Below are 21,664 nucleotides of genomic sequence, written 5' to 3'. Positions count from 1 at the left end.
CATGCCGTGTTTTCGCACGGATATGCCTGTTGCAGACAAGGGTCGCGTTCTAGAACAGAATCTGCTGCCGGCTCGTCAATGCCGTGAAATCGTCCTGCACGAAGGGCAGGATCGCATCCGCCACCGGCTGCAGCTGGCGCGTCAGGTAATGATCGTAATCGATGGGAGACCGCCGCGTTTCGAGCGGTTCCGGGCCGGCGGTGGTCATCACATAGCGGATCCACCCGCCATTCTGGTACTGCCTGGGACGCCCCTGGCGCAGGTTGTAGTCATCGGCCATGCGCGCGGCGCGTACATGCGGCGGCACATTGCGCTCGTACTCGTCGAGCGGACGGCGCAGGCGCTTGCGGTACACCAGCAGCTCATCGAATTCGCCGCCGACGGTGCGGCTGACATAGTCGCGCACATAATCCTGATACGGCTCGCCCTTGAAGATGCGCAGGTACAGCGCTTGCTGAAACTGCTGCGCCAGGGGCGTCCAGTCGGTGCGGACCGATTCCAGTCCCTTGAAGACCGCTTCCTCGCTGCCGTCGTCTCTTGCGACCAGCCCGGCGTAGCGTTTCTTGCTGCCTTCCTCCGAACCGCGGATGGTCGGCATGAGAAAGCGCCGGTAGTGGGTATCGAATTCAAGTTCCAGCGCGCTCTCGAGATGGAGTTCCTCGCGCAGGTGGCGGTCCCACCATCGGTTGACATGGGCGACCAGTTCATCGGCGACCTCGTTTGCCTGATCATCGGAATGAGGATGCCCGAGCCAGACAAACAGGGAATCGGTGTCGCCGTAAATCACTTCGTAACCACGCTCCTCGATCAGCTTGCGCGTGCGGCGCATGATGTCGTGGCCGCGCATGGTGATCGATGATGCCAGGCGCGGATCGAAGAAACGGCAGCCGCTGGAGCCCAGCACGCCATAGAAAGCGTTCATGATGATTTTCAGGGCCTGCGACAGCGGCGCGTTGCCGTCGCGCTTGGCATTTTCCCGCTCCCGCCAGATTTGCCGCACGATGGCGGGCAGGCAATGCCTGTCGCGAGAAAAGCGTGCGCCGCGGAATCCCGGCACGCTTGCGGCATCGTCCGGATGATGCAGTCCTTCCACCAAACCTACCGGATCGATCAGGAAGGTGCGGATGATGGAGGGGTAGAGGCTTTTGTAGTCGAGGACCAGTACCGAGTCATAGAGTCCCGAGCGTGAGTCCATGACGAAGCCGCCCGGGCTGTTTTCCCCGGCGACATCGCCGAGACCGGGCGCCACATAGCCCTGGCGATGCATCATCGGCATGTACAGGTGCTCGAAGGCGGCAACGGAACCGCCGCTGCGATCGATGGCCAGCCCGGTGACGCTGGCGCGTTCCAGCAGGAAGCTCATCAGCCCGGTCTTGTCGAAGATGCGCGTGACCAGTTCGCAATCCTTCAGGTTGTAACGCGCCAGCGCAGGCTTGTCCTCGGCAAAGCGGCGGTCGATCTCCGCCATCCGCTGGTAAGGATTGTCGATGGACTTCCCTTCGCCCAGCAGCGTCTGCGACACATGCTCCAGGCTGAAGGAAGGAAAATTCCAGGAGGCCGACTTGAGTGCCTCGATGCCGTCGATGATTAGGCGGCCGGCCGCGGATGCGAAGAAGTGCTGGCTCTTGCCGCCGTGCTCGCGCCAGCCGAGCGCGCCGCCATCCCGCCCGAAGCGCAAGGGCACGCGCAGATGATCGGCATGCCGCTGCAGCACGCGCAGGTCGAACTGAACCAGGTTCCAGCCGATGATCGCATCGGGATCGTGGCATGCCAGCCATTGGTTCAATCGCTCCAGCATGAGAGAACGGCTTTCGCAGTACTCCAGCGCGAAGTCGAGCGCTTCCTGTTCGCCGTTTGCCGGTCCCAGCATGTAGACCTGGCGCTGGCCGCAGCCTTCGAGCGCAATGGAATACAGGTCGCCATGGGCATTCGTTTCAATGTCGAGCGACACGGTGCGCAGGCGGGGGCGGTATGCGGTCGCCGGCTTGATCTGGCAGTCGAGCAGCGGACCGCCATCCTGTGAAGGCCGGCCGCCAAACGTGACCGCGCCGGTGATGAAACGCTCCATCAAATAGCGCTCGGGCGGACGGATGTCCGCTTCATAGACCTCGATGCCGTTTTCGCGCAGGCGCTTTTCCAGCTTCTGCAGCTGGCGATACTGGCGGCAATACAGGCCGAGCACCGGGCGACGGTGGAAATCGCGGAGTTCGAGCGGGCGGAGTTCCCATGCGCGCTCGCCCTGCAATGCCGCTTTTGCCTGGTCTTCCTGTTCGGCGGGGATGAACGCCACCGACACTTGGTGAGGCAGTCGAAGCTGCTGCGGACCGTCATCGGTGGCGACCCAGAAATCAACCTCCGTGCCGGCGGACGTGTCGCGCCAGTGCCGGGTCAAGAGGAATCCCAGTTTCAGTTCCACCAGCGCATCACCTTCAAAGCACTCTCCCGAAGCAATCCACAATACCCTCATGCTGCTTCGCCAAGGAAACAATGCATGCAGGCAAGCATCTTAAACCATGCTTGCGGTTTGTGAGTGCCGGTGAGTGCCGGTTTAAAAAGAGCGTTATGGCGGCCCGGCGGGCAAGCAGGGAGCGTTGAAAGAACCCTTGTTGGGTGCAGCAGCTCGCGCCGGGTTTATGCTGGTTAGCAGATTGTTATTGTGCTCGGTATCGAATCTCCGCAGGAGACCGGGTGCCAAGGACCTCGAAAGCGATGACTTGCCGCTTTGCGACAGACACCGGCATCCGCCGAAGGCAGCTTTTTAGAATCCGGGCGGCAGTATCAATTGTCCAAAGGGCTTATTTTGATATAGGCATCGGTTACGCGAAACTTCTGCCGCCTGTCTCCGAGCAGCTCCCGCAGTTTCGCAATGCTGAAGTTGGTTTCCTCGTGTATCCGGATGAGCAATGAAGCGCTGACCGGCGTCCGGCGGTGCCGTATCTTGCTCAGCACGGGCGGTCGCACTTGCAGCGTTCTGGCAAGAGCGGCGTCATTTGCAAGTTGCAGCGCATCGCGCACGCTGTCGAGCAGACGGTTCGGATCATAGACACGGTAACTGGAATTGTCGTCCATCAACTGGCTCAATAAGCAGAATGAAGAAGCTTGTTGATGTGTCTATTCGGGAATTGTTCAATATAAAACGAAAATTTTTGCCGCATGATGCCGCGTAATGCACGGGCGTCAAGCTACCTCATGTCGCTGTATCCAGGAACTGCTGCGGCACGCCTGCCAGCTTGTCAGGATTGCGCACGACGAATACGCTGGCAATACGTCCGTCATCGATATGGAAGGATTGTGCCGATTCGATGCGGCCCTTGACGTAACGCAGCAATCCCGGCTCGCCATTGACCCGCGCCATCCGGTATTGCACGCACCCGGGATTCTGATGCTCGATCGACCAGAACACGCCGGCAATCCGGCCCGCCCCTTCAAGAACGCGGCCAAATGAAGGCATCTTGCCGCCGCCGTCGCTGACCAGGGTGACTTGCGGCGAGAGCAGGGCTTTCATCGCGTCCCGGTCGCCGCGGCCTGCGGCCTGCATGAAAGCACCGATCAGGGCACGGTGCGCCTCCGGCGATGACGGGAAACGCGGTCGCTCCTCGCGAATTTTTTCCTGCGCGCGATGCACCAGCTGGCGACAGCCGGCTTCACTCCTGCCCAGCAAGGCGGCGATGTCGCCATAGTCCTGGTCGAATGCCTGCCGAAGGAGAAAGGCGGCGCGTTCATCCGCGCTTAGGCGCTCTAGCGTCCAGAGCAGCGCGAGCGAAACATCGCTGGCCAGTTCAGCCGCCGTTTCCGGCGTGTTCTCGTCCATCTCGACCAGGGGCTCAGGCAGCCACCAGCCCGGATAGCTTTCCCTCTCGATCTTGCGTTCGCGCAGCCGGTCAAGCGCGAGTCGCGTCGTGACGGTCACCAGCCAGGCTTCCGCCGACTGCAGGCTGTCGTGATCGGCGGCCTGCCAGCGCAGCCAGGCGTCCTGCACCACGTCTTCGGCATCGGCGCGCGTACCAAGCATCCGGTAGGCGGTGGAGAACAACCGCGCGCGAAGTCCGGCAAACACTCCTTCGCTCCCGATGTTATTCCGTGCGTCCATCGCTGCTTCTCCTTCACGCCTCGTGTCGATATCAGGCCTCATGTTACTCATTAAAATCCAGGCGCGGGCACTTCGGGAACAGGATTGCGCAGGCTCAGATTCAGCATGTTCCAGGCCTTGATGGTGGCCACGGCATAGCCTAGTTCGACGATCTCGGTTTCAGAAAAATATTCTCGCACCCGCGCGAATTCCTCATCGCTGGCATCGGCATGCGGCTGGCTGTTGACGATCTCGGCCCAGCGCAGCGCCGCCCGCTCACGCTCGCTGAAAAAAGGGGATTCGCGCCAGGCCGCAACCGTGTTGAGATGACGCGGATCTGCGCCCTGGCGGATCAGGTCGCGCCAATGCATGTCCACGCAAAAGCCGCAGCCGTTGATTTGCGAAATGCGCAGATTGACCAGTTCCACGAGCCGCTCGCCAAGCGAGCTTTGCTTGACCGAGCCCGACAGGTTCATCAGCGCCTTGAGGCTGGCGGGGGCGTGCTTGAGCAGGGAAATGCGTGCGTTGAGTGTCATGGCCGTCCTTCTTGGTTGTGAGGGGCGGGCGCCCAATGCGCCGCCTTCCATCATTAGACGTGCGGCCGGGAGGCGCTGTGACAGTCGCGAGGAAAATTGTTGCCCGGGATTTTGAAGGGCCAAGGCGTTCGTGTTATTGCGCAGGCAAGTCGGGGCTTCGGCATGGCAGTCCACCACGCCGCCGGAATGCTTTCCGTGTCGCGGATCAATGAGGGAACGAGTGAAGGATCTTGGAAAAGCAGGATAATCCATGTGGAATACCCATACTGGAAATGAGAAAGGCCCGCCATCCTTGCGGAATGGCGAGCCCTTCGGGTAATTCTCGGTGTCGGAGTGTCGGAGTCTTGGTGTCAGAGTGGCTGGGCGTATCGACCAGCCTGAAACCGCCAGACATCCCGGCTTGACAGCTTAATAACTGATGCCCGAATACCGGAATGTCAGATGCGGGACGCTGACTTCAGATTGTTTCCGCGATGGCGCGTACTTTCTTCATGTCGTCCGCGCTCGGGCTGTCGTGGTGAACTGCTTTTGCCATGGTGATGGCCTTGTCCAATGCATCCATGAATGTGCCCAAAAACGCGAAGGAACGGTTTGCGGCGTTGAGTGCAAGAGTTGTCATGGCTTTTCCTTTCGTACTTTCGTAATGTCTTCTGGTGTGAAGACAATATAGGCCTGACCGCGCGACATTCCCAATTTCAAGTGGTGATGGAGAGAAATAAGCTTTGTGAATTTCTCTCGCTTGTCGAATGGCGTTGCGCCGCAACCTGCACTCTGCTAGGTTTCCGTTTCCGCTTTCTTTTACCTGGAATACGATATGAAGACAATTTCTATGCTGCTTGCTGTTCTGTCCATCGCGGCCGGCGCCGCGACTGCAGCGGATGCACCCGTTGAAACGCTGGAGTCCGGCGTCAAGGTCCAGAAGATCAAGACCGCCAAAGGAGCGAGTCCGAAGGCCTCGGACGTCGTCAAGGTGCATTACCGCGGAACGCTGCAAAACGGCACGGAATTCGACAGTTCCTACAAGCGCGGGGAGCCGGCCACCTTCCCCCTGTCCGGCGTAATTCCATGCTGGACGCAAGGCGTTCAAAAGCTGAACGTGGGGGAAAAAGCGAAGCTCTTTTGTCCCGCCAAGACCGCATATGGCTCACGTGGCGCGGGCGGCGTGATCCCGCCGAACAGCGACCTCAACTTCGAGGTTGAACTGATCGCGATCCAGTAGCGGCTTGCGCGGAACTGCGCGGCAGGGCGCCACAATGAACAGGGAGGGAAGCAGAGCAAATGAGCGCGATGCCCCTCATCCGCTCATCTCATTGATCCCGCATTATCACGACGGGTTGCGCTGTTCGCCGTGGCGCCTGGTGTTCGACGCCGGCAGAAAGGTTTCGCCATGCCGGAGGACGAAGAATTCGTCTTCCGCAATGTCCTGGTCGCGGCGCGCCTGCGCAAGGTCGACGGGAGCCTGATCAAGCCTTTCCTGCCCCATGGGGAAGGTTCCCCAATGCATGCCTATGCTGCGCCGGATCTTGAGTTCGCGGTGGATCCTGACGGCCTCGTCCGGGCTGACATGAGAGTTCCGGTACCAGATCGGCTGATAGGCGCCGATGCCGATGGCGGCAAGATCGAAACCGTCGAATCGCGCGGCGATATCCCCGATGTCTTTTGAATACCCCAGATCGCCCGAAAAGAAAAAGGACGCCTTCGGCGTTTTGATCGCGAACGCGCCCCACAGGCTTTCGTCGCGGTCCCAGGGGGTACGGGAAGACCAGTGATGGACCGGAAGGAAATGGACTTCCATTCCGCGTACCGAGGTTTTGTCCCACCAATCCATCTTGACGATCCTCGACCGGTCGCCGCCGGTAATATACTTTTCCAGCCAGAGGTCGACGCCAAGCGGCGCCAGCATCATGGGCGGTCCGCCTTTCTGCCGGTAGAGTGCGCGCAGCGAGTCGACCGACAGATGATCGTAGTGAGAGTGACTGATCATCACGACATCGATATGGGGCAGGGCGGAAAGCGCCACTCCGGGTGGCTGATGCCGTTTCGGGCCTGCAAAGCCTATCGGCGATGCGCGCTCGTCGAACACGGGATCCGTAAGCACATTGAGGCCGGTGCCGGTCTGATACAGGAAGGTCGCATGTCCTATCCAGGTCAGGGCCGGCTCGCTGCGATTGCTATGAACGAAGTTCAGATCCGGCGTCACGCCGACAATCGGCGCGGCCGGATCGCGGGCATTGCTCGGGCTCGTCCAGTTCTTGATCCTTGCGACCCAGCCTTCGATGAAGCCGGTCGCCGGGCGCTGATAGGCAGGATTCGGAGGGTAATTGTTTTTGAAGCCTTCCACCGTATGATGCGGCTTCGCGGGATCATAGTGCGGATTGATGTTGGTACAGGCAGTCGTGGCCAGCACGGCCAGGAGCGCCGAGGTGAGGATGGCTGATTTCATCTTGTCGGAATGCAAAGGAGTGCATGACAGTATACGACGTCTGATGCGAGACGTTGGACATGCAGGATCCAGGGCATGAGCGAGGAGGCCGCGTCATGGGGCGGCACCGGCATGCCTGGAAGCCCGAGTTTTTCCGTTTCAAGGCTGGCGCGGCAGCACGACCTCGGCGAGCCTCCAGCTCCAGAATCCTGAGCGTACCAGTATGAAGCTGCCGTCCTTTTCCAGCGCGCCGTCGCCCCGAAAGGCCACGCGGCTCCATCCCTGATAGGCGATGTTCATTGAGGGCATGGCTTCGCCGGCCGCCGGCACCTGGGTGATCGTGCTCTTGATGACGGTTTGCGTAATTCCCGGCACGCCGCTGTTCAGCATTTCCATGACGCCGGCCGGCCCCACCGCCGCATCGATCATCGGACCCATGACGAGTCCGCCGATTTCCTGTCCGAGTCGTTTCAGCACATTGTCGGCGGAATGCGGATTGATGCCCGGTCCGGCGCCACCCGCCAGCAGCTGGCTTCGGAAACTGTCCCGCAGGGCAGGAAAGTCGGCATAGGAAGAAAAAGTCTTGTAATCGCGCTTTTCAATCGCCACGCGCATGCGGTAGACCGTCCAGTGCGGGCTGAAATAGCTGGCCGTCACCAGCACCAGCCCGAGCAACGCAACGGCAACCGCAATTTTCCTGAGTTTCATGACGCTTACAGCAATGTCCTGGCTACTTCGAATCGCTCTGACCAATACCGGTTGGTGAGCTTGTCCACCCGCACCCGGCCCCGCGCGTTGGGCGCATGGATGAATTCGCCCTTGCCAAGGTAGATACCCACATGGGAAAACGGTCGGCCCAAGGTGTTGAAGAACACCAGGTCGCCGGGCCGAAGCTGGTCTATTGCGGTTTCCCGGCCCTCGCGGGCGAGCATGGCGGCGTTTCCCGCCAGGGACATGCCCAGCGCTTCGCGGTATACGTAGGTCACCATGCCCGAACAGTCCAGCCCGGCCTCCGGATTCTTGCCGCCGAAGCGGTATCCGGTATTTAAAAGCATCAAGGCGTACATGGCAACTTCGCGCGCCGCCGGAGAAGCCTCGGGTTCATTCTGGAAGGTGTTGGGGCCGATGCGCCCTTTGGGAGCGGTAGGGGCAGTACCGCAACCGGCCAGGGTAATGGAAAGAATAAGGGCGAGCAGGGGAAGGAGGCGTTTCATGCGGTTCTGCAATGGTTGGCAGGCAATTGTATAGCCTCCCTGCAATCCCGCACAAATAATGTGAACCACACTCAAGCTTTCGCAAAAGTGCGGATGTTTCAGAGAATCAAACTCCCGCACAGGCGCAGTGTTCGACGAATGCCGTCGCCGCCCCGCAGGGATGCCGAAGGTTTCTGGTTGATGTTCCGTTCAGAAATTGTTTCGGTTGCGGGCTGGTCGAGGTTGAAGCCGGTGCCTGCGGGTGCGCCGGCATCGTCGCCGATGCTGGCCACTGATTCATCCAAGCTTCGCCATGGAATAAGCCGCATGTTCCTCCTCCTGCCGCGCCAGCTCGATCTCGCGGATCACCGCCTCGACATCCGCAGGCCGTTCAGGCGCCGCGACCTGCCCCGTGAGCGGACTGTCTGGTGTCAGCAAGCCGGCCTGAAACAAATTCCAGATTTCCTTTCCGTACTGACTCGACAGCAGCTCGGGCGCAAAATTGCCGAAGAAACCCGAGAGGCAACTTACGTCACGTTCCAGCATTGCCAATGCAACGCTGCTGGAAGCCGCGTCGATTGCCTGGGGCAAATCGATAATCACCGGGCCATTCGCATCGACAAGGATGTTGTATTCGGAGAGATCGCCGTGAATGACGCCGGCGCGAAGCATCAACACGACCTGTCGCAACAACATTGCATGCAGGCTTAATGCGCCCTCACGGTCCAGCTCCACATCACTGAGGCGCGGAGCGGCGTTGCCATCCGCATCCGTCACCAGCTCCATCAACAGCACACCTTCAAAGCAGATATAAGGCGCGGGCACGCGTACGCCTGCAGAAGCCAACCGATACAAGGCATCCACTTCGGCGTTCTGCCAAACCTCTTCCGCCATCTTGCGCCCGTATCGCGACCCTTTTTCCATCGCCCGCGCTTGCCGGCTGTTCTTCACGCGCCGGCCTTCCTGATACGCCACCGCTTGATGGAAGCTGCGTTGCGTCGCCTCCTTATATACCTTTGCGCATCGGATCTCGTCTCCGCAACGTACGACATAAACAGTCGCTTCCTTGCCGCTCCTTAGCTGACGCAACACCTCGTCGACCAAGCCTTCCTCAATCAAGGGCTGGATTCTTTTTGGTGTCTTCATGGCGACCGCCGATCAGGCCCCAGCCTTCGCAAGGCGTAGCGAGGATAAAGGCGCACCTCAATCAATCCGGCTCCGCGGATTGCCGGCACGGTCCGTATGGCGTCGCTGTCCGGAGGTGACGGGTGCGGGCCTGCCGGTTTGTGGCCCGCGTTGTTGCGGCTTGTGCTGGCCGGTACGCGCCGCGTTGCGCGGCGCCTGGCTGTGGCGCCCATTCTCGATCGGCTCAGCCTTGATCCGTGGATCAACCTCGAAGCCGGGCAAGGTTTTGACTTCAATCTCTCGCTTGAGCAAGCGCTCGATATCCCGCAACAGCTTGTGCTCGTCCACGCATACAAGCGAGACCGCCTGGCCAACGCTGCCGGCACGTCCGGTACGTCCGATACGGTGCACATAATCTTCCGGCACGTTGGGCAATTCATAGTTGACCACGTGCGGCAGCATGTCGATGTCGATGCCGCGTGCGGCAATGTCTGTCGCGACGAGCACGTGCAGCTTCAAACTCTTGAAATCGGCCAGCGCTCGGGTGCGCGCACCCTGGCTCTTGTTGCCGTGGATTGCCGAGGAGCGGATGCCTGCCTTGTCAAGTTTTTCGGCCAGGGCATTGGCGCCGTGCTTCGTGCGCGCAAACACCAGCACCTGGTGCCATCCGTTGTCGTCGATCAGTTTAACGAGCAGATCGCGTTTCCTTGCCTTGTCCACGTGATAGACGCTTTGCGTGACCATATCGGCCGCCGCATTACGTCGCGCCACTTCGATCCGTTGCGGATTGTGAAGATAGCTTGACGCGAGGGCGCGAATCTCGTCGGAAAACGTCGCGGAAAACATCAGGGTCTGTTTCTTCTTCGGCAGCCGGGCAACGACGCGGCGGATATCGTGAATGAAGCCCATGTCGAGCATGCGGTCGGCTTCATCCAGAATGAAAATTTCAATGCCGGACAGATCGACGTTGCCTTGATTGACGTGATCGAGCAGGCGACCCGGCGTGGCGACGATGATGTCGACGCCAGAACGCAAAGCCCTGGTTTGCGGCACCATGCCGACGCCGCCGTAAATCACGGCGGATTTAAGCGGCAGATACTTGCCGTAGGTTCGAACGCTGTCCTCGACCTGGGCAGCGAGTTCGCGTGTCGGGGTCAGTACCAGAACGCGGGGCTTGGTGTGCGCGGAGTTGCTGCGGCTGCTGAGCAGTTGCAGGACAGGCAAGGTAAAGCCGGCAGTCTTGCCGGTGCCGGTCTGGGCAGCGGCCATCAAGTCATGCCCTTCAAGCACGACGGGAATCGCCTGTGCCTGAATAGGGGTAGGCGTGCTGTAGCCTTGTTCGGAAATGGCGCGCAAAATGTCGGCGGACAAGCCGAGTTCAGTGAAATGCATAGGGAATTGCTCCAAGAATCTACCTGCGTGCAAAGGCACGAACCAGTCTAGGCGGAATCGCTTAAGGGAATGAAACGCGGAAAGAGGATCTGATCGCGAGCGTCGACAAACAGGCTGATAGGAGAACCAACGCGGGGACAAGTGTAACACTAACCGCAGAAGCGGATTGATTCAGTGATGCGCGGGCAAATATGCGGCAGCATATTCAATGTGAGATTTGTGATTTCACGGGCTTTGGAAAAATGGATTCGTCCATAAGTGTTTTCCTTCTGCCATTGGATACTGGGATACTGCGATACTGGCCAGTTCGTGAGCAGCATCAACCGGATGGCGGCATCCATATATCACCCCGTCCGTAATGAATCCTTCATTAATGCCAGAAGAACCGTGCCGCCAAATCTCATGTTTCAGGTGGTGAGCAGGCGTTTGAACACTAAACGAAGCCATTGAAGCTTGCTGGCGTTATATTTTTTTATAAGGTATCTTGTAACCTTCCAGTGGAACTCATTCTCTTTTGATAAACCGGTTCGTGTATTGACACAGTTGCCCTTGCTGCAAGAACGTGCCATGTTGCCGAAGGGGCGGAAGTAACAAGACTTTTCCCGACAGGATGAGAGAAAATTGTACCCAGACCGAGCAGAGGAGCCGAAAGATAGTCATACACGCTCGTTCTTACGGAACATCTCTCCGCCACTTCTTGCGTTGCTGGCCTTATCGCTGGTTCTGCCCTGGCTTTTAACAGCCTGGTTTAGCTGGTATCACTACGGTTCCGTCATGCGGGAGACGGAAAACACCGCACAGCGTTCCGTGATTGCGCTTCAGGAGCATGCGGCCAATGTGCTGGAGACGCATATCCTGATCCTTCATCAGGTAGCAGCATTGGCGGATCAGCAGCCGTGGCACGAGATCGCTTCGGATATCCGCCTGGAAAGAACGCTTGCCCAACTGGTTAACAAATTTCCGCAGCTTTCAGCGGTCGGTCTGGTGGATGGCGCCGGCCAAATACAAATGAGCAACCATGGCCGACAGCCGGGTGTCTCGATAGCTGAGCGCGAGTACTTCACCGCCCATAAAAACCGTATTGTTCAAGGGATTTTCTTTAGCGAGCCCGAGCCTGGCCGGTTGGCCAGTGAGTCCGGGTTCACGATCAGCATTCCGAAGCATGACGCGAAGGGCCAGTTTGACGGCATCGTCTTCGTCAGCGTCCCGGTCCGGTATTTTACGGAATTCTGGAGACAGTTCGTGCCTTCGGAAGGCTATCTGGTGCCCATGGTGCGTGGGGACGGCATGCTGCTGACCCGCTATCCGGCGGCGAACAATCCCGCAAAACTTGACGTGAACGGTCCATTTCTAAGCCATATCCGCAAGTCTTCTCATGGCATCTATACAGCGATATCTCAGGTTGACCAGGTTGAACGCATCAATGCCTATGCACAGGTGAAGGACTACCCGCTTTTCATCAGCTACAGTATCGAACGAAAAGTGGTCTGGAATAAATGGCGGGCCGACATGTTGCCCGGACTGCTGATTACCGTCTTTATGACGATGGCATTGATCGGCCTCTGGGGCCTTGTCGCAAGACGTGTTCAACTCCAGCATATTGCGCTGACGCGATGGCAGAACACGGCCAGCGTGCTTGAATCCGAGATCCGGCGGCGCGAGCGCGCCGAAGCGGCGTTGCGTCAGGGACAGAAGATGGAAGCGCTCGGACAGCTGGCTGGCGGCATCGCTCATGATTTCAATAATCTGCTTAGCGGCGTCATTGGCAATCTTGAGATGATGCGCGTGCATCTGGAACAGGGGCGTCTTGATGCGGTATCACGATCAATGAATGCTGCACAGTCAATCGCCGGCACGGCAACCGCCATCACCAGGCGCTTACTGATGTTTTCGCGACGTGAAGTGCCGACAGTAAGCAGGACCAACTTCAATGATCGCATCATTATCATGCAGCCTTTGATTGCCAATGCGGTGGGTGTACGAATTGCGGTGCGCACGGAACTGGCAGAGGATTTGTGGGACATCTCATGTGACCCGAATCAGCTGGATACCTTGCTTCTGAACCTGGCAATCAATGCACGGGACGCAATGGCTCACAGCGGGGTGCTCAGCCTGGAGACCGAAAACGTGGAATTGCGGCCTGCGGAGTTTGACGAGCACCATACCATCGCCGCCGGTCAGTATGCTGTACTGCGTGTCATCGATACGGGGACCGGAATGTCGCCGGAAACGCTCTCCCGGGCGTTCGACCCGTTCTTTACAACGAAACCGGCGGGGCAGGGAACTGGACTCGGATTGCCAATGGTGTACGCCTTCGTCAAGGAATCCCTGGGAGATATTCGAATCGATTCAACACAGGGAGTGGGAACGACCGTGACCATCTTCCTCCCCCGGTGCCCGCTTGCCGATAAACAGCTTCCTGATCTGAAAAAGGCATTGCCAAGGGACCAACCTTAACAACTCTTCCGTGGCGCTTGAATAACAGATGCAAATATCGCGGATGAAACTGAAGCCAGTCTCGGGTTGATGATGCAGGTCAAAGGATTCTTCATACATGACGCCGAGCTGGCATGGACGCACGCAAAGTTTGCGTCATTCGATATCCTGGATATTGCGCGGTATTAAGATTGTCTGTCCTACTACATTAAACCAGACCGGGAGAACAACAATGCGCGCAACGGCTACATCGAACCCATCGACTACATCGGCTACCGCAAGAACCAGGACGGCATCCAAGGCTGCCACCAAGACACCGGCCAAGGCCGCCAAGCCAGTCAAAGTGCCTGACGCGATCGGCTTACTTAAAGACGACCATAAAGCAGTAAAGAAGCTTTTCAAGGATTTTGAAAAGCTCAAGGAAAAAGGCAGCGAAGCCGACAAGCAGGCACTCGTTCAGCGCATCTGTACCGAGCTGACGATACACGCACAGATTGAGGAAGAAATTTTCTACCCCGCGGTTCGCAAGGCGATCGATGACGGCGATCTCATCAATGAAGCAGAGGTTGAGCATGCGAGTGCGAAAGATCTGATCCGGCAGCTCGAGACGATGCCGGTGTCAGACGCCTATTACGACGCCAAAGTCACCGTCCTCGGCGAGTATGTCAATCACCACGTCGAAGAGGAACAAACCGAAATGTTCAAAAAGGCCCGCAAGGCAAAGGTAGACATGGAGAAGCTGGGCAAGAAGATGGCTACCCGCAGGCGTGCTCTGCTTCGCGAGCTCGCAGAGAAAGCCTGATCGATGCCGCGGCGCCTTTGGCTCGCACCATAAGCGCCGCCCGCATTTTTCCTGGCGGTCCATGCCGTATTTGCCAACTGCCGCGAGCGGTTCGCCGTTGCATTGAGGGTCGGGAGTGCACGCGTACGGATGTACGCCGAGCACGATAGCGGTGGTTTGTTGAACTGAGCAGATAAGGCATGAAATGAATGAACGGACTCTGCGGAAACGACATATTCACCCAGGCAAGCGGGTGTCCGAGAGGAGCAATAACCTGTCTCTTCACTTTCATTGCTTCTGTTTTTCCTTCCTCAACAAATCACCGCTACGAGGTGGGCTTAAACAATTCAGCTTAGTCAAGCGTGGTGCTGAGCCAGGAAAACGCCTTCAGGCGGTTCGAGATACACAAAGTGGTCCGCAGTCTTCCGTTGCTCCGATTTGGCAGAATAGCGACGCACTTTTTGCGTTGTGACGCTCCTTAATCGGTTCGCAGGGATTTTTCGAGGACCACTGGGATCACTGACTGACATCACACCGCCGGATGAAATTCGGAGCTCTATCGAGCTTGTATTGAACATTTCAACGTAAGCGCGATATTGTGTTCCAATCCGTTCGAATTCTTTATAAAGATAGCAGTATTAGTCGTAAGCCCGATGTTGGCTTCAATGGCATGGATTACGACTTGTCGCCAGTAAAGTGGACAGTATGGTGAAGAGATAAGCTGATTCTTCAACCATGGTTTGCGTACATTCGTAGTTAATCTGGAACTGAGGTATCTCCGAGCCATGGCCTGTCCATAAGCTCCTGCAATAACGCAACATGTACTTTCACATGCCAAATGTATCGCTTGCGTCATCGAATGCTATCAACGCACCCGGGGTTCAACTACAATCCAGCCACCTTCAATGCTTCGATACAGGAACTAGGCATGAAACCGATTCGGATACTGACTGCCTCCATCCCTGAAGCATTATCTGTGCTGGGCGAAGCGTATCCCGCACCTGACTTTGAATACACAGCGGTATTGACCCTGGCTGAAGCTACGAGTCAGTTAGACCAGCCATACGATCTGATCGCTTGCAGCGTGCATTTCAACGATGGTCAATTTTATGACTTCTTGCGGATCGCGAAGGCGCACCCTATCGCCAGGGATGTTCCATTTCTCGTGCATTTTACGGGCATGGAAAATAAGCGGCATTATGTATCGCAAAGCGTCGAAATTGCCTCTAAGGCATTAGGCGCGGCTGAAATCATACCGATCTATCAATGGCGCAACGAGCTTGGGAACGAAGAGGCCTTCAGAAAATACCGGGAAGTGATACACAAGTGGGTCGGGCGCTAGCTCTCTACCTTTGGTTCGCTCCAACACTCGAGGCAATGAAGGTCGATGACGAGTATAGACTGGAAGGTAGTGACGAATCGCGCACTCCATGTCGCTGATGAGACTCCGCAGACGCGACGGTAATGTTCCAGATTGCGCAAAGCCGGTGAAAAGTCGGTTTTCTGTGGTGCGCATGGGTAGCCGCCGGTTTTTATACTTTGCCGATGTGATGGACTACCAAGCATGGTCGGGACGGCCGCAATGCCCGATATTGTTGAACTAGCCGCCTCCTGGTTGATCCATTCATGTATCCGGCCCGCCCGCCGGCCCGCATTTCCCACATGAGCTGCAATATCAGTTAGAACAACGGGTAGGCGATGTCAAATGTTTAAATGGGAAACTGTTTCTCATCAGTCGAGCGATATATTTGCACGCTTGCCGAGCGCACTATATTTAGCGACTTCGGTTTGAATCTTCGATGCAAAGGCCTGGCTATCGAGCATGACCGGTTCAAGGCTGCTGGCCTGCAGCTTCTCGATCACATCCGGCATGGCAAGAATGGTGCTCAAGTCTTTCTTGAGCACTTGCAGCACAGGAGCGGGGGTGCCATTGGGCGCGGCAATCCCATACCACGCTTCGAATGTGGCCCTGGGATAGTTGAGCTCGGCCATCGTGGGAACATCCGGAAGGGCAGTCGAGCGTGTGGAGTGCAAAACAGCCAAGGCTTTCAGCTTTCCTGATTTGATATGCGGCTTCACCGCGCTGATGGACTCGACGGCCATGTTGATCTCGCCGCTCAACACCGCCATCACGGCGGGAGCGCATCCTTTATAAGGAATCGCTGTCAACTTGATGCCTGCTTCTTGCGACAGCATTTCCGTGGCGATGTGCGGCGCCGAGCCCGGGCCGAACGTCGAATAGGTCAGAGTCTCCGGTTTAGCCTTTGCTAGGCCTACCAGGTCCGCCAGGCTGCTGGCCGGCGTTTCCGCGCCTGTGACGAGCACCAGCGGCGCATTGGCCACGATGGCGACAGGTACCAGATCTTTCTTGTAGTCGTAAGGTAATCCGGTTTTCAGGGCGGGGAGCACGCTGTAGGTGGACGAGCCTGACAAGAGCAAGGTGTATCCGTCCGCGGCTGACTTGGCAACCGTGTTGGCTCCAATCATGGTGCTGGCCCCAGGTTTATTTTCCGTCAATACTGGCTGCCCGAGCCGCGTCTGCAGTCTGTCTGCAAGCGTACGCGCGACGAGGTCGGTGGCACCGCCCGGCGCGAAGGGCACGACGAATTTGATGGGCCTGGTTGGAAATGTCTGCACCTGCGCCATGGCAGCTGGTGCAGCGGCCGATCCAAGCATCGACATAAATTGGGGTGAGCCGGGACTATCCCCGGCTGAACGCGTTATCGGCTGGAACTCGCTCGAGGTGCTTGCTTTCAAGACCGGGAACCCCGAAGCGCCGGTCAATGCGATTCCCGGAACTGCGATTTCCCATTGCCAGTTGCGCTATGTCGTTGGGACCGACAGCAGCCGCTTGCTGGAACACCTGCGTGCGCATCTGGACAGGAACGGCTTCACCGATGTTGAAGTGGCGCAGAACGGACCGCTGATGGAGGCAAGCCGGCTTGATGTCGACGATCCTTGGGTCACCTGGGCACTGGATTCCATCAGAACCAGCACTGGAAAAGAGCCGGCATTGCTGCCTAATCTGGGGGGCACGCTGCCGAACGACATTTTCGCAGGCATCCTCGGCCTTCCGACACTCTGGGTTCCGCATTCGCATCCATCGTGCGCGCAGCATGCTCCCGACGAACATATTCTCGGCAGTGTCGCGCGCGAGTCGCTGAAATTAATGGCCGGCCTGTTCTGGGACTTGGGTGATGAGAAAGCCAGAAGGACGGCCAGGCGCCGGATCACTCAGCAAGCCGAGCTGCGATGACTTGTCACGCCGAACGGACGCCCACGCGATTTATCTGCATCACAAGTTGAGCAATCGAGGTAGAGCAGGCTGCTTTGGTCTAGAGCAGATTGCAGGTGGATGTACGGTCGCCTCGGCCTGCCTTGGGCGCATGGCGGCGTTGGTCGTCGCTGGTGTGGCCCGCCACATGGCGCTCCTCCCGCCTTGCCCTGCATCCCAAGGCGAACCGATTCTTCCGTACACTCACCTGCAATCCGCTCTAGGCGTCCGACACCGTTTCCGATTGTCCGTCGACAGGAAGCATGGACAAGCCGACGTTGGTATAAAGCCCGGACATGCTTGGTGAAAGTGCATGACGTGCTTCCGCTAGGTTTGCTGCGGCTTCCGAGCCTCGCATGCACACCATGATGATCAGGTGTAATGGCGACAAACACTTCCCAGTCTTAATGACAAAACTTGTCTCCAGGATAACGCGGCTGTATAGGCAACACAATCATTACAGATGCATCATCCTGCATGCCGTGCGTAGGGATTGCGCGAACTCGTCCTCCACCCGCAGCGGTACTTCCCGTGAACGACGCATCAGCGTGATTGGCGGCAGCTCCCAGTCCAGGGCATGAGGCACGACCGTCACACCAAATGTTTGTCGCAGTTCTTCCGCAATGTCCGCCGGCACAATTGACAGTGCAGTTTCGCTGCCTGCAAGCATTCCGCCAATTACCTTGAGTGAATAGCTTTCAATGAACGGCGTTGGTGGCTTAACTCCGGACCGTAAGAAGAGATCGATCAACATTGCGCCAATCGGTGTGTTTGGAGATGGCATGATCCAGTCGAGCTGCACCAGCTTCGCCCAGTCGAGCGGGCGCTTTCCAAGTCTTGACCCGAGCGGCTGGCCTGCAACCAGCTTCGGTCGCTGGTGATAAAGCACGTCACTCGTAATCCCCGGCTGGCCCATACGCGCCGACGCCCTGCCAATCACGCAATCCAGTTCATGTGCCTGCAGCGCTTGTATAAGCTGGTCACTGGTCGCCTCATGAATAGTGATCGATATCTTGCCCATCTCTTTCATGGTCATCCTGATCGCGTCGCACACGAGCTTTCCCGAGACGAAGGGAATCAGGCCGACCTGCAGATGTGATGCAAAGCCGCTGGATGATGCCGTCATTTCACGTGCCCAGTGATCAAGGTCCAACAGCATCGCGCGGGCGCGCGTCAATGCGATGTCGCCAAGCGCAGTCGGTGTCATCCCGCGTGCGCTGCGGACAAAGAGTTGGCCTCCAAAGATATCCTCCAGTTCGCGTAACGCCTGCGTCACCGCGGGTTGGCTGGTCGACAGCTCACTGGCAACGCGAGTGAGCGAGCCGTGGCGCTGGATATGTATCAGCATCTGCAGGTGGCGCATCTTCAGGCGCGACACCAGGCGTTCAGAGAGATTGTCGCGAATCAAGGTCAGGGGGTATAAGTAAAGGCTTATGGAATTATAACAAACGCCAAGTGGGCGGTTATGGCGGCACCTTATACTCGTTCATTGTCATCACAGCGCCATTGATCAGAGAAATCATGTCATCTTTCACCACGCGGCCCGAAATCAAAGGCACCTTTGGCGTCGTCTCATCAACGCACTGGCTTGCTTCACAAACTGCCATGGGCGTGCTCGAGCGCGGCGGCAATGCATTCGATGCCGCAGTCGCGGGCGGCTTCGTCCTGCAAGTCGTTGAGCCGCATCTCAACGGCCCGGGCGGCGAGGTGCCGATCATGCTGTGGAGTGAACGCGAACAACGCATGCGCGCCCTCTGCGGACAGGGGCCGGCCCCCGAACTCGCTACGCCGGAGTACTTCCGCAAGCTCGGTGTAGAGCTGGTGCCCGGCATCGGCCTGCTACCCGCTACCGTTCCCGGTGCATTCGGCGCCTGGTTGACCATGCTGCGCGATTACGGAACCTGGTCACTGGCCGACGTCTTGCAGCCGGCGATAGAGTATGCAAGTAACGGATTTCCGATGGTGCCCCGTGCGGTGCAGGCCATCATCGCCGTGCAGGAATTGTTTCGCAGTGAATGGAAGACATCGGCCGATGTATGGCTGCCCGATGGAAAAGCGCCGGAGCCAAATGCACTGTTCCGCACGCCTGGCCTTGCCCGCACTTACGAACGCCTGGTGCAGCACGCGGCCAAAGCGGGCGGCGATCGCGAGCAACAGATTGATGCGGCGCTGCATGCGTGGTATCGCGGCTTCGTCGCCACGGAAGTTGATCGCTTCTATAGAAACGAGGCAGTGCGCGACACGACGGGCAATCGCAACACCGGCCTGCTGCGTTACGAAGACATGGCAAGGTGGCAGGCAACCTATGATGAACCGGCAATACTCGACTTCGGCCGCTATACGGTTGCCAAGTGCGGCCCTTGGTCTCAAGGACCGGTTCTCCTGCAGCAACTGGCTATCCTGCGCCACGCCGGGGTCGAAAATCTCGATCCGCATTCGGCTGCATTCGTGCATGCTCTGGCCGAAGCAACGAAGCTCGCAATGGCCGACCGTCTGGCATGGTATGGCGATCCTGATCATGTCGACGTGCCGCTACCAGACTTGCTGTCGGACGAGTACGCGCGCTCGCGCTATAGCCGCATCGGCGTGCTCGCCGCAGCAGTGCTGGAACCGGGGCAGCCCGGAGACAGGATGCCTCGTCTGCCTGACCTGGGTGTCGGCGAACGCACGCTGGCAAGTTCCGACACGCGTTTCGGCGTCGGCGAACCGACCTTTGCCGCGTTGCCGCCCGTCACGGAATGGGCGAAGCGCGAAATCTTCGTCGGCGACACCTGCCATATCGACGTTATCGACCGTGACGGCAACATGGTCTCTGCGACGCCGTCCGGCGGATGGCTGTCGTCGAGCCCAGTGGTCCCTGCGCTGGGATTCTCGATCAATACGCGCCTGCAGATGACGTGGCTGGATGACGGCGTTCCCGGCCAGCTGAAGCCGGGCAAGCGACCGTCGACCACGTTGTCGCCAGGCATGGCACTGCGGGATGGCAAGCCCTACATGGCTTTCGGCACGCCTGGCGGCGACCAGCAGGATCAGTGGACGGTAGCCTTCTTCCTGCGCCATGCGGTCCATGGCATGAACCTGCAGGAGGCAATCGACGCGCCGTCGTGGCACGTCGATCATTTCCCTTCGTCGTTCTGGCCGCGCGGGCTGCAGCTAAACAGGATCACGGTCGAATCGCGTATCGGGGAGGAGACGATCGCCGCCTTGCGTGCCTCCGGGCATCAGGTGGTCGTCGGCGGCGCCTGGTCAGAGGGACGGATCTGTGCGTGCACGCAGGAGCGTTACGCCGATGGAAAACTGCTGCTGCGCGCCGGAGCCAACCCGCGCGGCATGCAAGGCTATGCCGTGGGGCGTTAAGCAGCATTCTTTCGCAGTCAACATTCAACCTGGAGGGCGTCATGCGTCGTTTTGCAAAACTGTTCACCTCTGCCGCGGTCGGCCTGGTCGCCCTCACGGCACTCTCCGCACAGGCACAGGAAAGCTGGCCTGAAAAGCAGATCACGATCATCGTGCCATGGGCGCCGGGCGGGTCTACTGACATTCTTGCGCGTGCGGTTGCCTCATACATGGCGCAAACATTCGGCAAGCCGGTGATTGTGGAGAACAAGCCAGGCGCCTCAGGCAATATCGGTTCCAACTATGTCGCCAAGTCTGCAGCGGATGGCCACACGCTGTTGATGGGATCGATGAGCACGCATGCGATGAACCCTGCGATGATGTCCAGTATGCCCTTTGATGGCGTCAAGAGTTTCGCGCCGATCGCCTTGGTGGGCTATGTCACCAACACCATGGTCGTGCATCCGTCGGTACCGGCGAAGAACGTCAAGGAATTCATCGCCTATGTGAAAGCCAATCCCGGCAAGATCGCCTATGCTACTGCAGGCAATGGTTCGACCAACCACCTGAGCGCCGCTTTGTTCCAGAAAGCGACCGGGATCGACATGTTGCATGTGCCGTACAAGGGAGGGCAGCCTGCGGTAACCGATACGGTCGCAGGACATACGCAACTGCTGTTTAGCGCCGGCACGCAAACCTTATCACATGTAAAGGCGGGCAAACTCAACCTGCTTGCGGTCACCGAGAGCAAGCGTTCGCCGCTGCTGCCCAACGTGCCGACCGTCGGCGAAACCGTGCCCGGCTACGAACTCGCCGTGTGGTACGGCGCCTTCGGCCCCGCAGGCATGCCGCCTAAGGTTGTGGCGCGCCTGAATACCGAGATCAACCGTATCCTGGCCCTGCCGGAAGTGCGCGAAAAAATGGCCGGCATCGGCGTCGAAGTCGTCCAGTCCACGCCCGACCAGTTCGCGAATGTGCTGAAGGCGGATGCGGAAAAATACGCCAAGGTGATCCGCGAGCTCGACATCAAAGCCGAGTAACGCCGTGCTTGCCGCCCGCCTGCGTTGCAGGCGGCGCTATCCTATGGCCATTGCCACCTT

The 21,664-nt window shown here is 58.4% G+C and carries 19 protein-coding genes and 1 pseudogene; 7 read left to right on the top strand and 13 right to left on the bottom strand.

Features of this window, described 5'->3' with window-relative positions:
- Window positions 1-49 precede the first annotated feature (49 nt).
- The 5 genes from FH061_RS21070 to FH061_RS30620 form a co-directional block, all read right to left on the bottom strand.
- Window positions 50-2,467, bottom strand: coding sequence for a DNA polymerase II (locus FH061_RS21070; RefSeq protein WP_225984779.1), 2,418 nt, complete (start codon window positions 2,465-2,467; stop codon window positions 50-52).
- A 311-nt stretch (window positions 2,468-2,778) separates the two neighbouring features.
- Window positions 2,779-3,069, bottom strand: a complete 291-nt coding sequence (locus tag FH061_RS21065) for a hypothetical protein (RefSeq protein WP_151637802.1) — start codon at window positions 3,067-3,069, stop codon at window positions 2,779-2,781.
- A 118-nt stretch (window positions 3,070-3,187) separates the two neighbouring features.
- Window positions 3,188-4,090, bottom strand: a complete 903-nt coding sequence (gene sigJ / locus FH061_RS21060; RefSeq protein ID WP_151637801.1) for an RNA polymerase sigma factor SigJ — start codon at window positions 4,088-4,090, stop codon at window positions 3,188-3,190.
- A gap of 50 nt (window positions 4,091-4,140) precedes the next feature.
- A complete protein-coding gene (locus tag FH061_RS21055) occupies window positions 4,141-4,605 on the bottom strand; it encodes a carboxymuconolactone decarboxylase family protein (RefSeq protein WP_151637843.1) in 465 nt (154 codons plus the stop codon).
- A 457-nt stretch (window positions 4,606-5,062) separates the two neighbouring features.
- Window positions 5,063-5,224, bottom strand: coding sequence for a hypothetical protein (locus FH061_RS30620; RefSeq protein ID WP_192805177.1), 162 nt, complete (start codon window positions 5,222-5,224; stop codon window positions 5,063-5,065).
- Between the two features lie 195 nt (window positions 5,225-5,419).
- Between FH061_RS30620 and FH061_RS21050 the strand changes: the two genes are divergently transcribed.
- Entirely contained in the window at window positions 5,420-5,824 is a 405-nt protein-coding gene (locus FH061_RS21050; RefSeq protein WP_151637800.1) for an FKBP-type peptidyl-prolyl cis-trans isomerase, read from the top strand.
- Window positions 5,825-5,929: 105 nt separating this feature from the next.
- On the opposite strand, the gene FH061_RS21045 is transcribed toward FH061_RS21050, so the two are convergent.
- The 6 genes from FH061_RS21045 to FH061_RS21025 form a co-directional block, all read right to left on the bottom strand.
- Window positions 5,930-7,048: an MBL fold metallo-hydrolase gene (locus FH061_RS21045; RefSeq protein WP_151637799.1), complete on the bottom strand. Its 1,119-nt coding sequence runs from the start codon at window positions 7,046-7,048 to the stop codon at window positions 5,930-5,932.
- 138 nt (window positions 7,049-7,186) lie between these two features.
- Complete coding sequence (locus FH061_RS21040; RefSeq protein WP_151637798.1) at window positions 7,187-7,735, bottom strand: DUF2939 domain-containing protein; 549 nt, start codon at window positions 7,733-7,735, stop codon at window positions 7,187-7,189.
- A 5-nt stretch (window positions 7,736-7,740) separates the two neighbouring features.
- On the bottom strand, window positions 7,741-8,241 hold the full coding sequence (locus tag FH061_RS21035; RefSeq protein WP_151637797.1) for a C40 family peptidase: 501 nt from the start codon (window positions 8,239-8,241) through the stop codon (window positions 7,741-7,743).
- 98 nt (window positions 8,242-8,339) lie between these two features.
- Window positions 8,340-8,513, bottom strand: coding sequence for a hypothetical protein (locus FH061_RS30615; protein ID WP_192805176.1), 174 nt, complete (start codon window positions 8,511-8,513; stop codon window positions 8,340-8,342).
- A 4-nt stretch (window positions 8,514-8,517) separates the two neighbouring features.
- On the bottom strand, window positions 8,518-9,366 hold the full coding sequence (locus tag FH061_RS21030) for a PA4780 family RIO1-like protein kinase (RefSeq protein ID WP_151637796.1): 849 nt from the start codon (window positions 9,364-9,366) through the stop codon (window positions 8,518-8,520).
- Window positions 9,367-9,423: 57 nt separating this feature from the next.
- Window positions 9,424-10,737: a DEAD/DEAH box helicase gene (locus tag FH061_RS21025; RefSeq protein WP_151637795.1), complete on the bottom strand. Its 1,314-nt coding sequence runs from the start codon at window positions 10,735-10,737 to the stop codon at window positions 9,424-9,426.
- Window positions 10,738-11,358: 621 nt separating this feature from the next.
- Here FH061_RS21025 and FH061_RS21020 point away from each other — a divergent pair.
- The 3 genes from FH061_RS21020 (at window position 11,359) to FH061_RS21010 (ending at window position 15,296) form a co-directional block, all read left to right on the top strand.
- Entirely contained in the window at window positions 11,359-13,194 is a 1,836-nt protein-coding gene (locus tag FH061_RS21020; RefSeq protein ID WP_151637794.1) for a hybrid sensor histidine kinase/response regulator, read from the top strand.
- 211 nt (window positions 13,195-13,405) lie between these two features.
- Window positions 13,406-13,975: a hemerythrin domain-containing protein gene (locus tag FH061_RS21015; RefSeq protein WP_151637793.1), complete on the top strand. Its 570-nt coding sequence runs from the start codon at window positions 13,406-13,408 to the stop codon at window positions 13,973-13,975.
- A gap of 907 nt (window positions 13,976-14,882) precedes the next feature.
- Window positions 14,883-15,296 carry a hypothetical protein gene (locus FH061_RS21010; protein WP_151637792.1) on the top strand — a complete coding sequence of 138 codons (414 nt, stop codon included), beginning with the start codon at window positions 14,883-14,885 and terminating at the stop codon, window positions 15,294-15,296.
- 389 nt (window positions 15,297-15,685) lie between these two features.
- Here FH061_RS21010 and FH061_RS21005 read toward each other — a convergent pair whose 3' ends face one another.
- Complete coding sequence (locus tag FH061_RS21005) at window positions 15,686-16,600, bottom strand: Bug family tripartite tricarboxylate transporter substrate binding protein (RefSeq protein ID WP_192805175.1); 915 nt, start codon at window positions 16,598-16,600, stop codon at window positions 15,686-15,688.
- 7 nt (window positions 16,601-16,607) lie between these two features.
- Here FH061_RS21005 and FH061_RS21000 point away from each other — a divergent pair.
- Window positions 16,608-17,210 (top strand): annotated as a pseudogene (locus tag FH061_RS21000) (M20 peptidase family dipeptidase); the annotation flags it as partial.
- 475 nt (window positions 17,211-17,685) lie between these two features.
- Here the strand turns inward: FH061_RS21000 and FH061_RS20995 are convergent.
- Window positions 17,686-18,636, bottom strand: coding sequence for a LysR substrate-binding domain-containing protein (locus FH061_RS20995; RefSeq protein ID WP_225984778.1), 951 nt, complete (start codon window positions 18,634-18,636; stop codon window positions 17,686-17,688).
- A 113-nt stretch (window positions 18,637-18,749) separates the two neighbouring features.
- Between FH061_RS20995 and FH061_RS20990 the strand changes: the two genes are divergently transcribed.
- A complete protein-coding gene (locus tag FH061_RS20990) occupies window positions 18,750-20,585 on the top strand; it encodes a gamma-glutamyltransferase family protein (RefSeq protein ID WP_151637790.1) in 1,836 nt (611 codons plus the stop codon).
- A 41-nt stretch (window positions 20,586-20,626) separates the two neighbouring features.
- Entirely contained in the window at window positions 20,627-21,604 is a 978-nt protein-coding gene (locus FH061_RS20985; RefSeq protein ID WP_151637789.1) for a Bug family tripartite tricarboxylate transporter substrate binding protein, read from the top strand.
- The last annotated feature ends 60 nt before the right edge of the window (window positions 21,605-21,664 follow it).

This window comes from Noviherbaspirillum aerium (genome assembly GCF_008929045.1).
Taxonomy (GTDB): Bacteria; Pseudomonadota; Gammaproteobacteria; order Burkholderiales; family Burkholderiaceae_D; genus Noviherbaspirillum; species Noviherbaspirillum aerium.
The sequence above is the reverse complement of the archived record's forward strand: the minus strand, read 5'-3'. Positions and strand labels throughout refer to the sequence as shown.

Excerpts from the sequence above, each read along its gene's own strand:
- FH061_RS21070 (WP_225984779.1), bottom strand. The coding sequence starts at position 2,467 with ATGAGGGTATTGTGGATTGCTTCGGGAGAGTGCTTTGAAGGTGATGCG.
- FH061_RS21065 (WP_151637802.1), bottom strand. The coding sequence starts at position 3,069 with ATGGACGACAATTCCAGTTACCGTGTCTATGATCCGAACCGTCTGCTC.
- sigJ (WP_151637801.1), bottom strand. The coding sequence starts at position 4,090 with ATGGACGCACGGAATAACATCGGGAGCGAAGGAGTGTTTGCCGGACTT.
- FH061_RS21055 (WP_151637843.1), bottom strand. The coding sequence starts at position 4,605 with ATGACACTCAACGCACGCATTTCCCTGCTCAAGCACGCCCCCGCCAGC.
- FH061_RS30620 (WP_192805177.1), bottom strand. The coding sequence starts at position 5,224 with ATGACAACTCTTGCACTCAACGCCGCAAACCGTTCCTTCGCGTTTTTG.
- FH061_RS21050 (WP_151637800.1), top strand. The coding sequence starts at position 5,420 with ATGAAGACAATTTCTATGCTGCTTGCTGTTCTGTCCATCGCGGCCGGC.
- FH061_RS21045 (WP_151637799.1), bottom strand. The coding sequence starts at position 7,048 with ATGAAATCAGCCATCCTCACCTCGGCGCTCCTGGCCGTGCTGGCCACG.
- FH061_RS21040 (WP_151637798.1), bottom strand. The coding sequence starts at position 7,735 with ATGAAACTCAGGAAAATTGCGGTTGCCGTTGCGTTGCTCGGGCTGGTG.
- FH061_RS21035 (WP_151637797.1), bottom strand. The coding sequence starts at position 8,241 with ATGAAACGCCTCCTTCCCCTGCTCGCCCTTATTCTTTCCATTACCCTG.
- FH061_RS21030 (WP_151637796.1), bottom strand. The coding sequence starts at position 9,366 with ATGAAGACACCAAAAAGAATCCAGCCCTTGATTGAGGAAGGCTTGGTC.
- FH061_RS21025 (WP_151637795.1), bottom strand. The coding sequence starts at position 10,737 with ATGCATTTCACTGAACTCGGCTTGTCCGCCGACATTTTGCGCGCCATT.
- FH061_RS21015 (WP_151637793.1), top strand. The coding sequence starts at position 13,406 with ATGCGCGCAACGGCTACATCGAACCCATCGACTACATCGGCTACCGCA.
- FH061_RS21010 (WP_151637792.1), top strand. The coding sequence starts at position 14,883 with ATGAAACCGATTCGGATACTGACTGCCTCCATCCCTGAAGCATTATCT.
- FH061_RS21005 (WP_192805175.1), bottom strand. The coding sequence starts at position 16,600 with ATGGCGCAGGTGCAGACATTTCCAACCAGGCCCATCAAATTCGTCGTG.
- FH061_RS20990 (WP_151637790.1), top strand. The coding sequence starts at position 18,750 with ATGTCATCTTTCACCACGCGGCCCGAAATCAAAGGCACCTTTGGCGTC.
- FH061_RS20985 (WP_151637789.1), top strand. The coding sequence starts at position 20,627 with ATGCGTCGTTTTGCAAAACTGTTCACCTCTGCCGCGGTCGGCCTGGTC.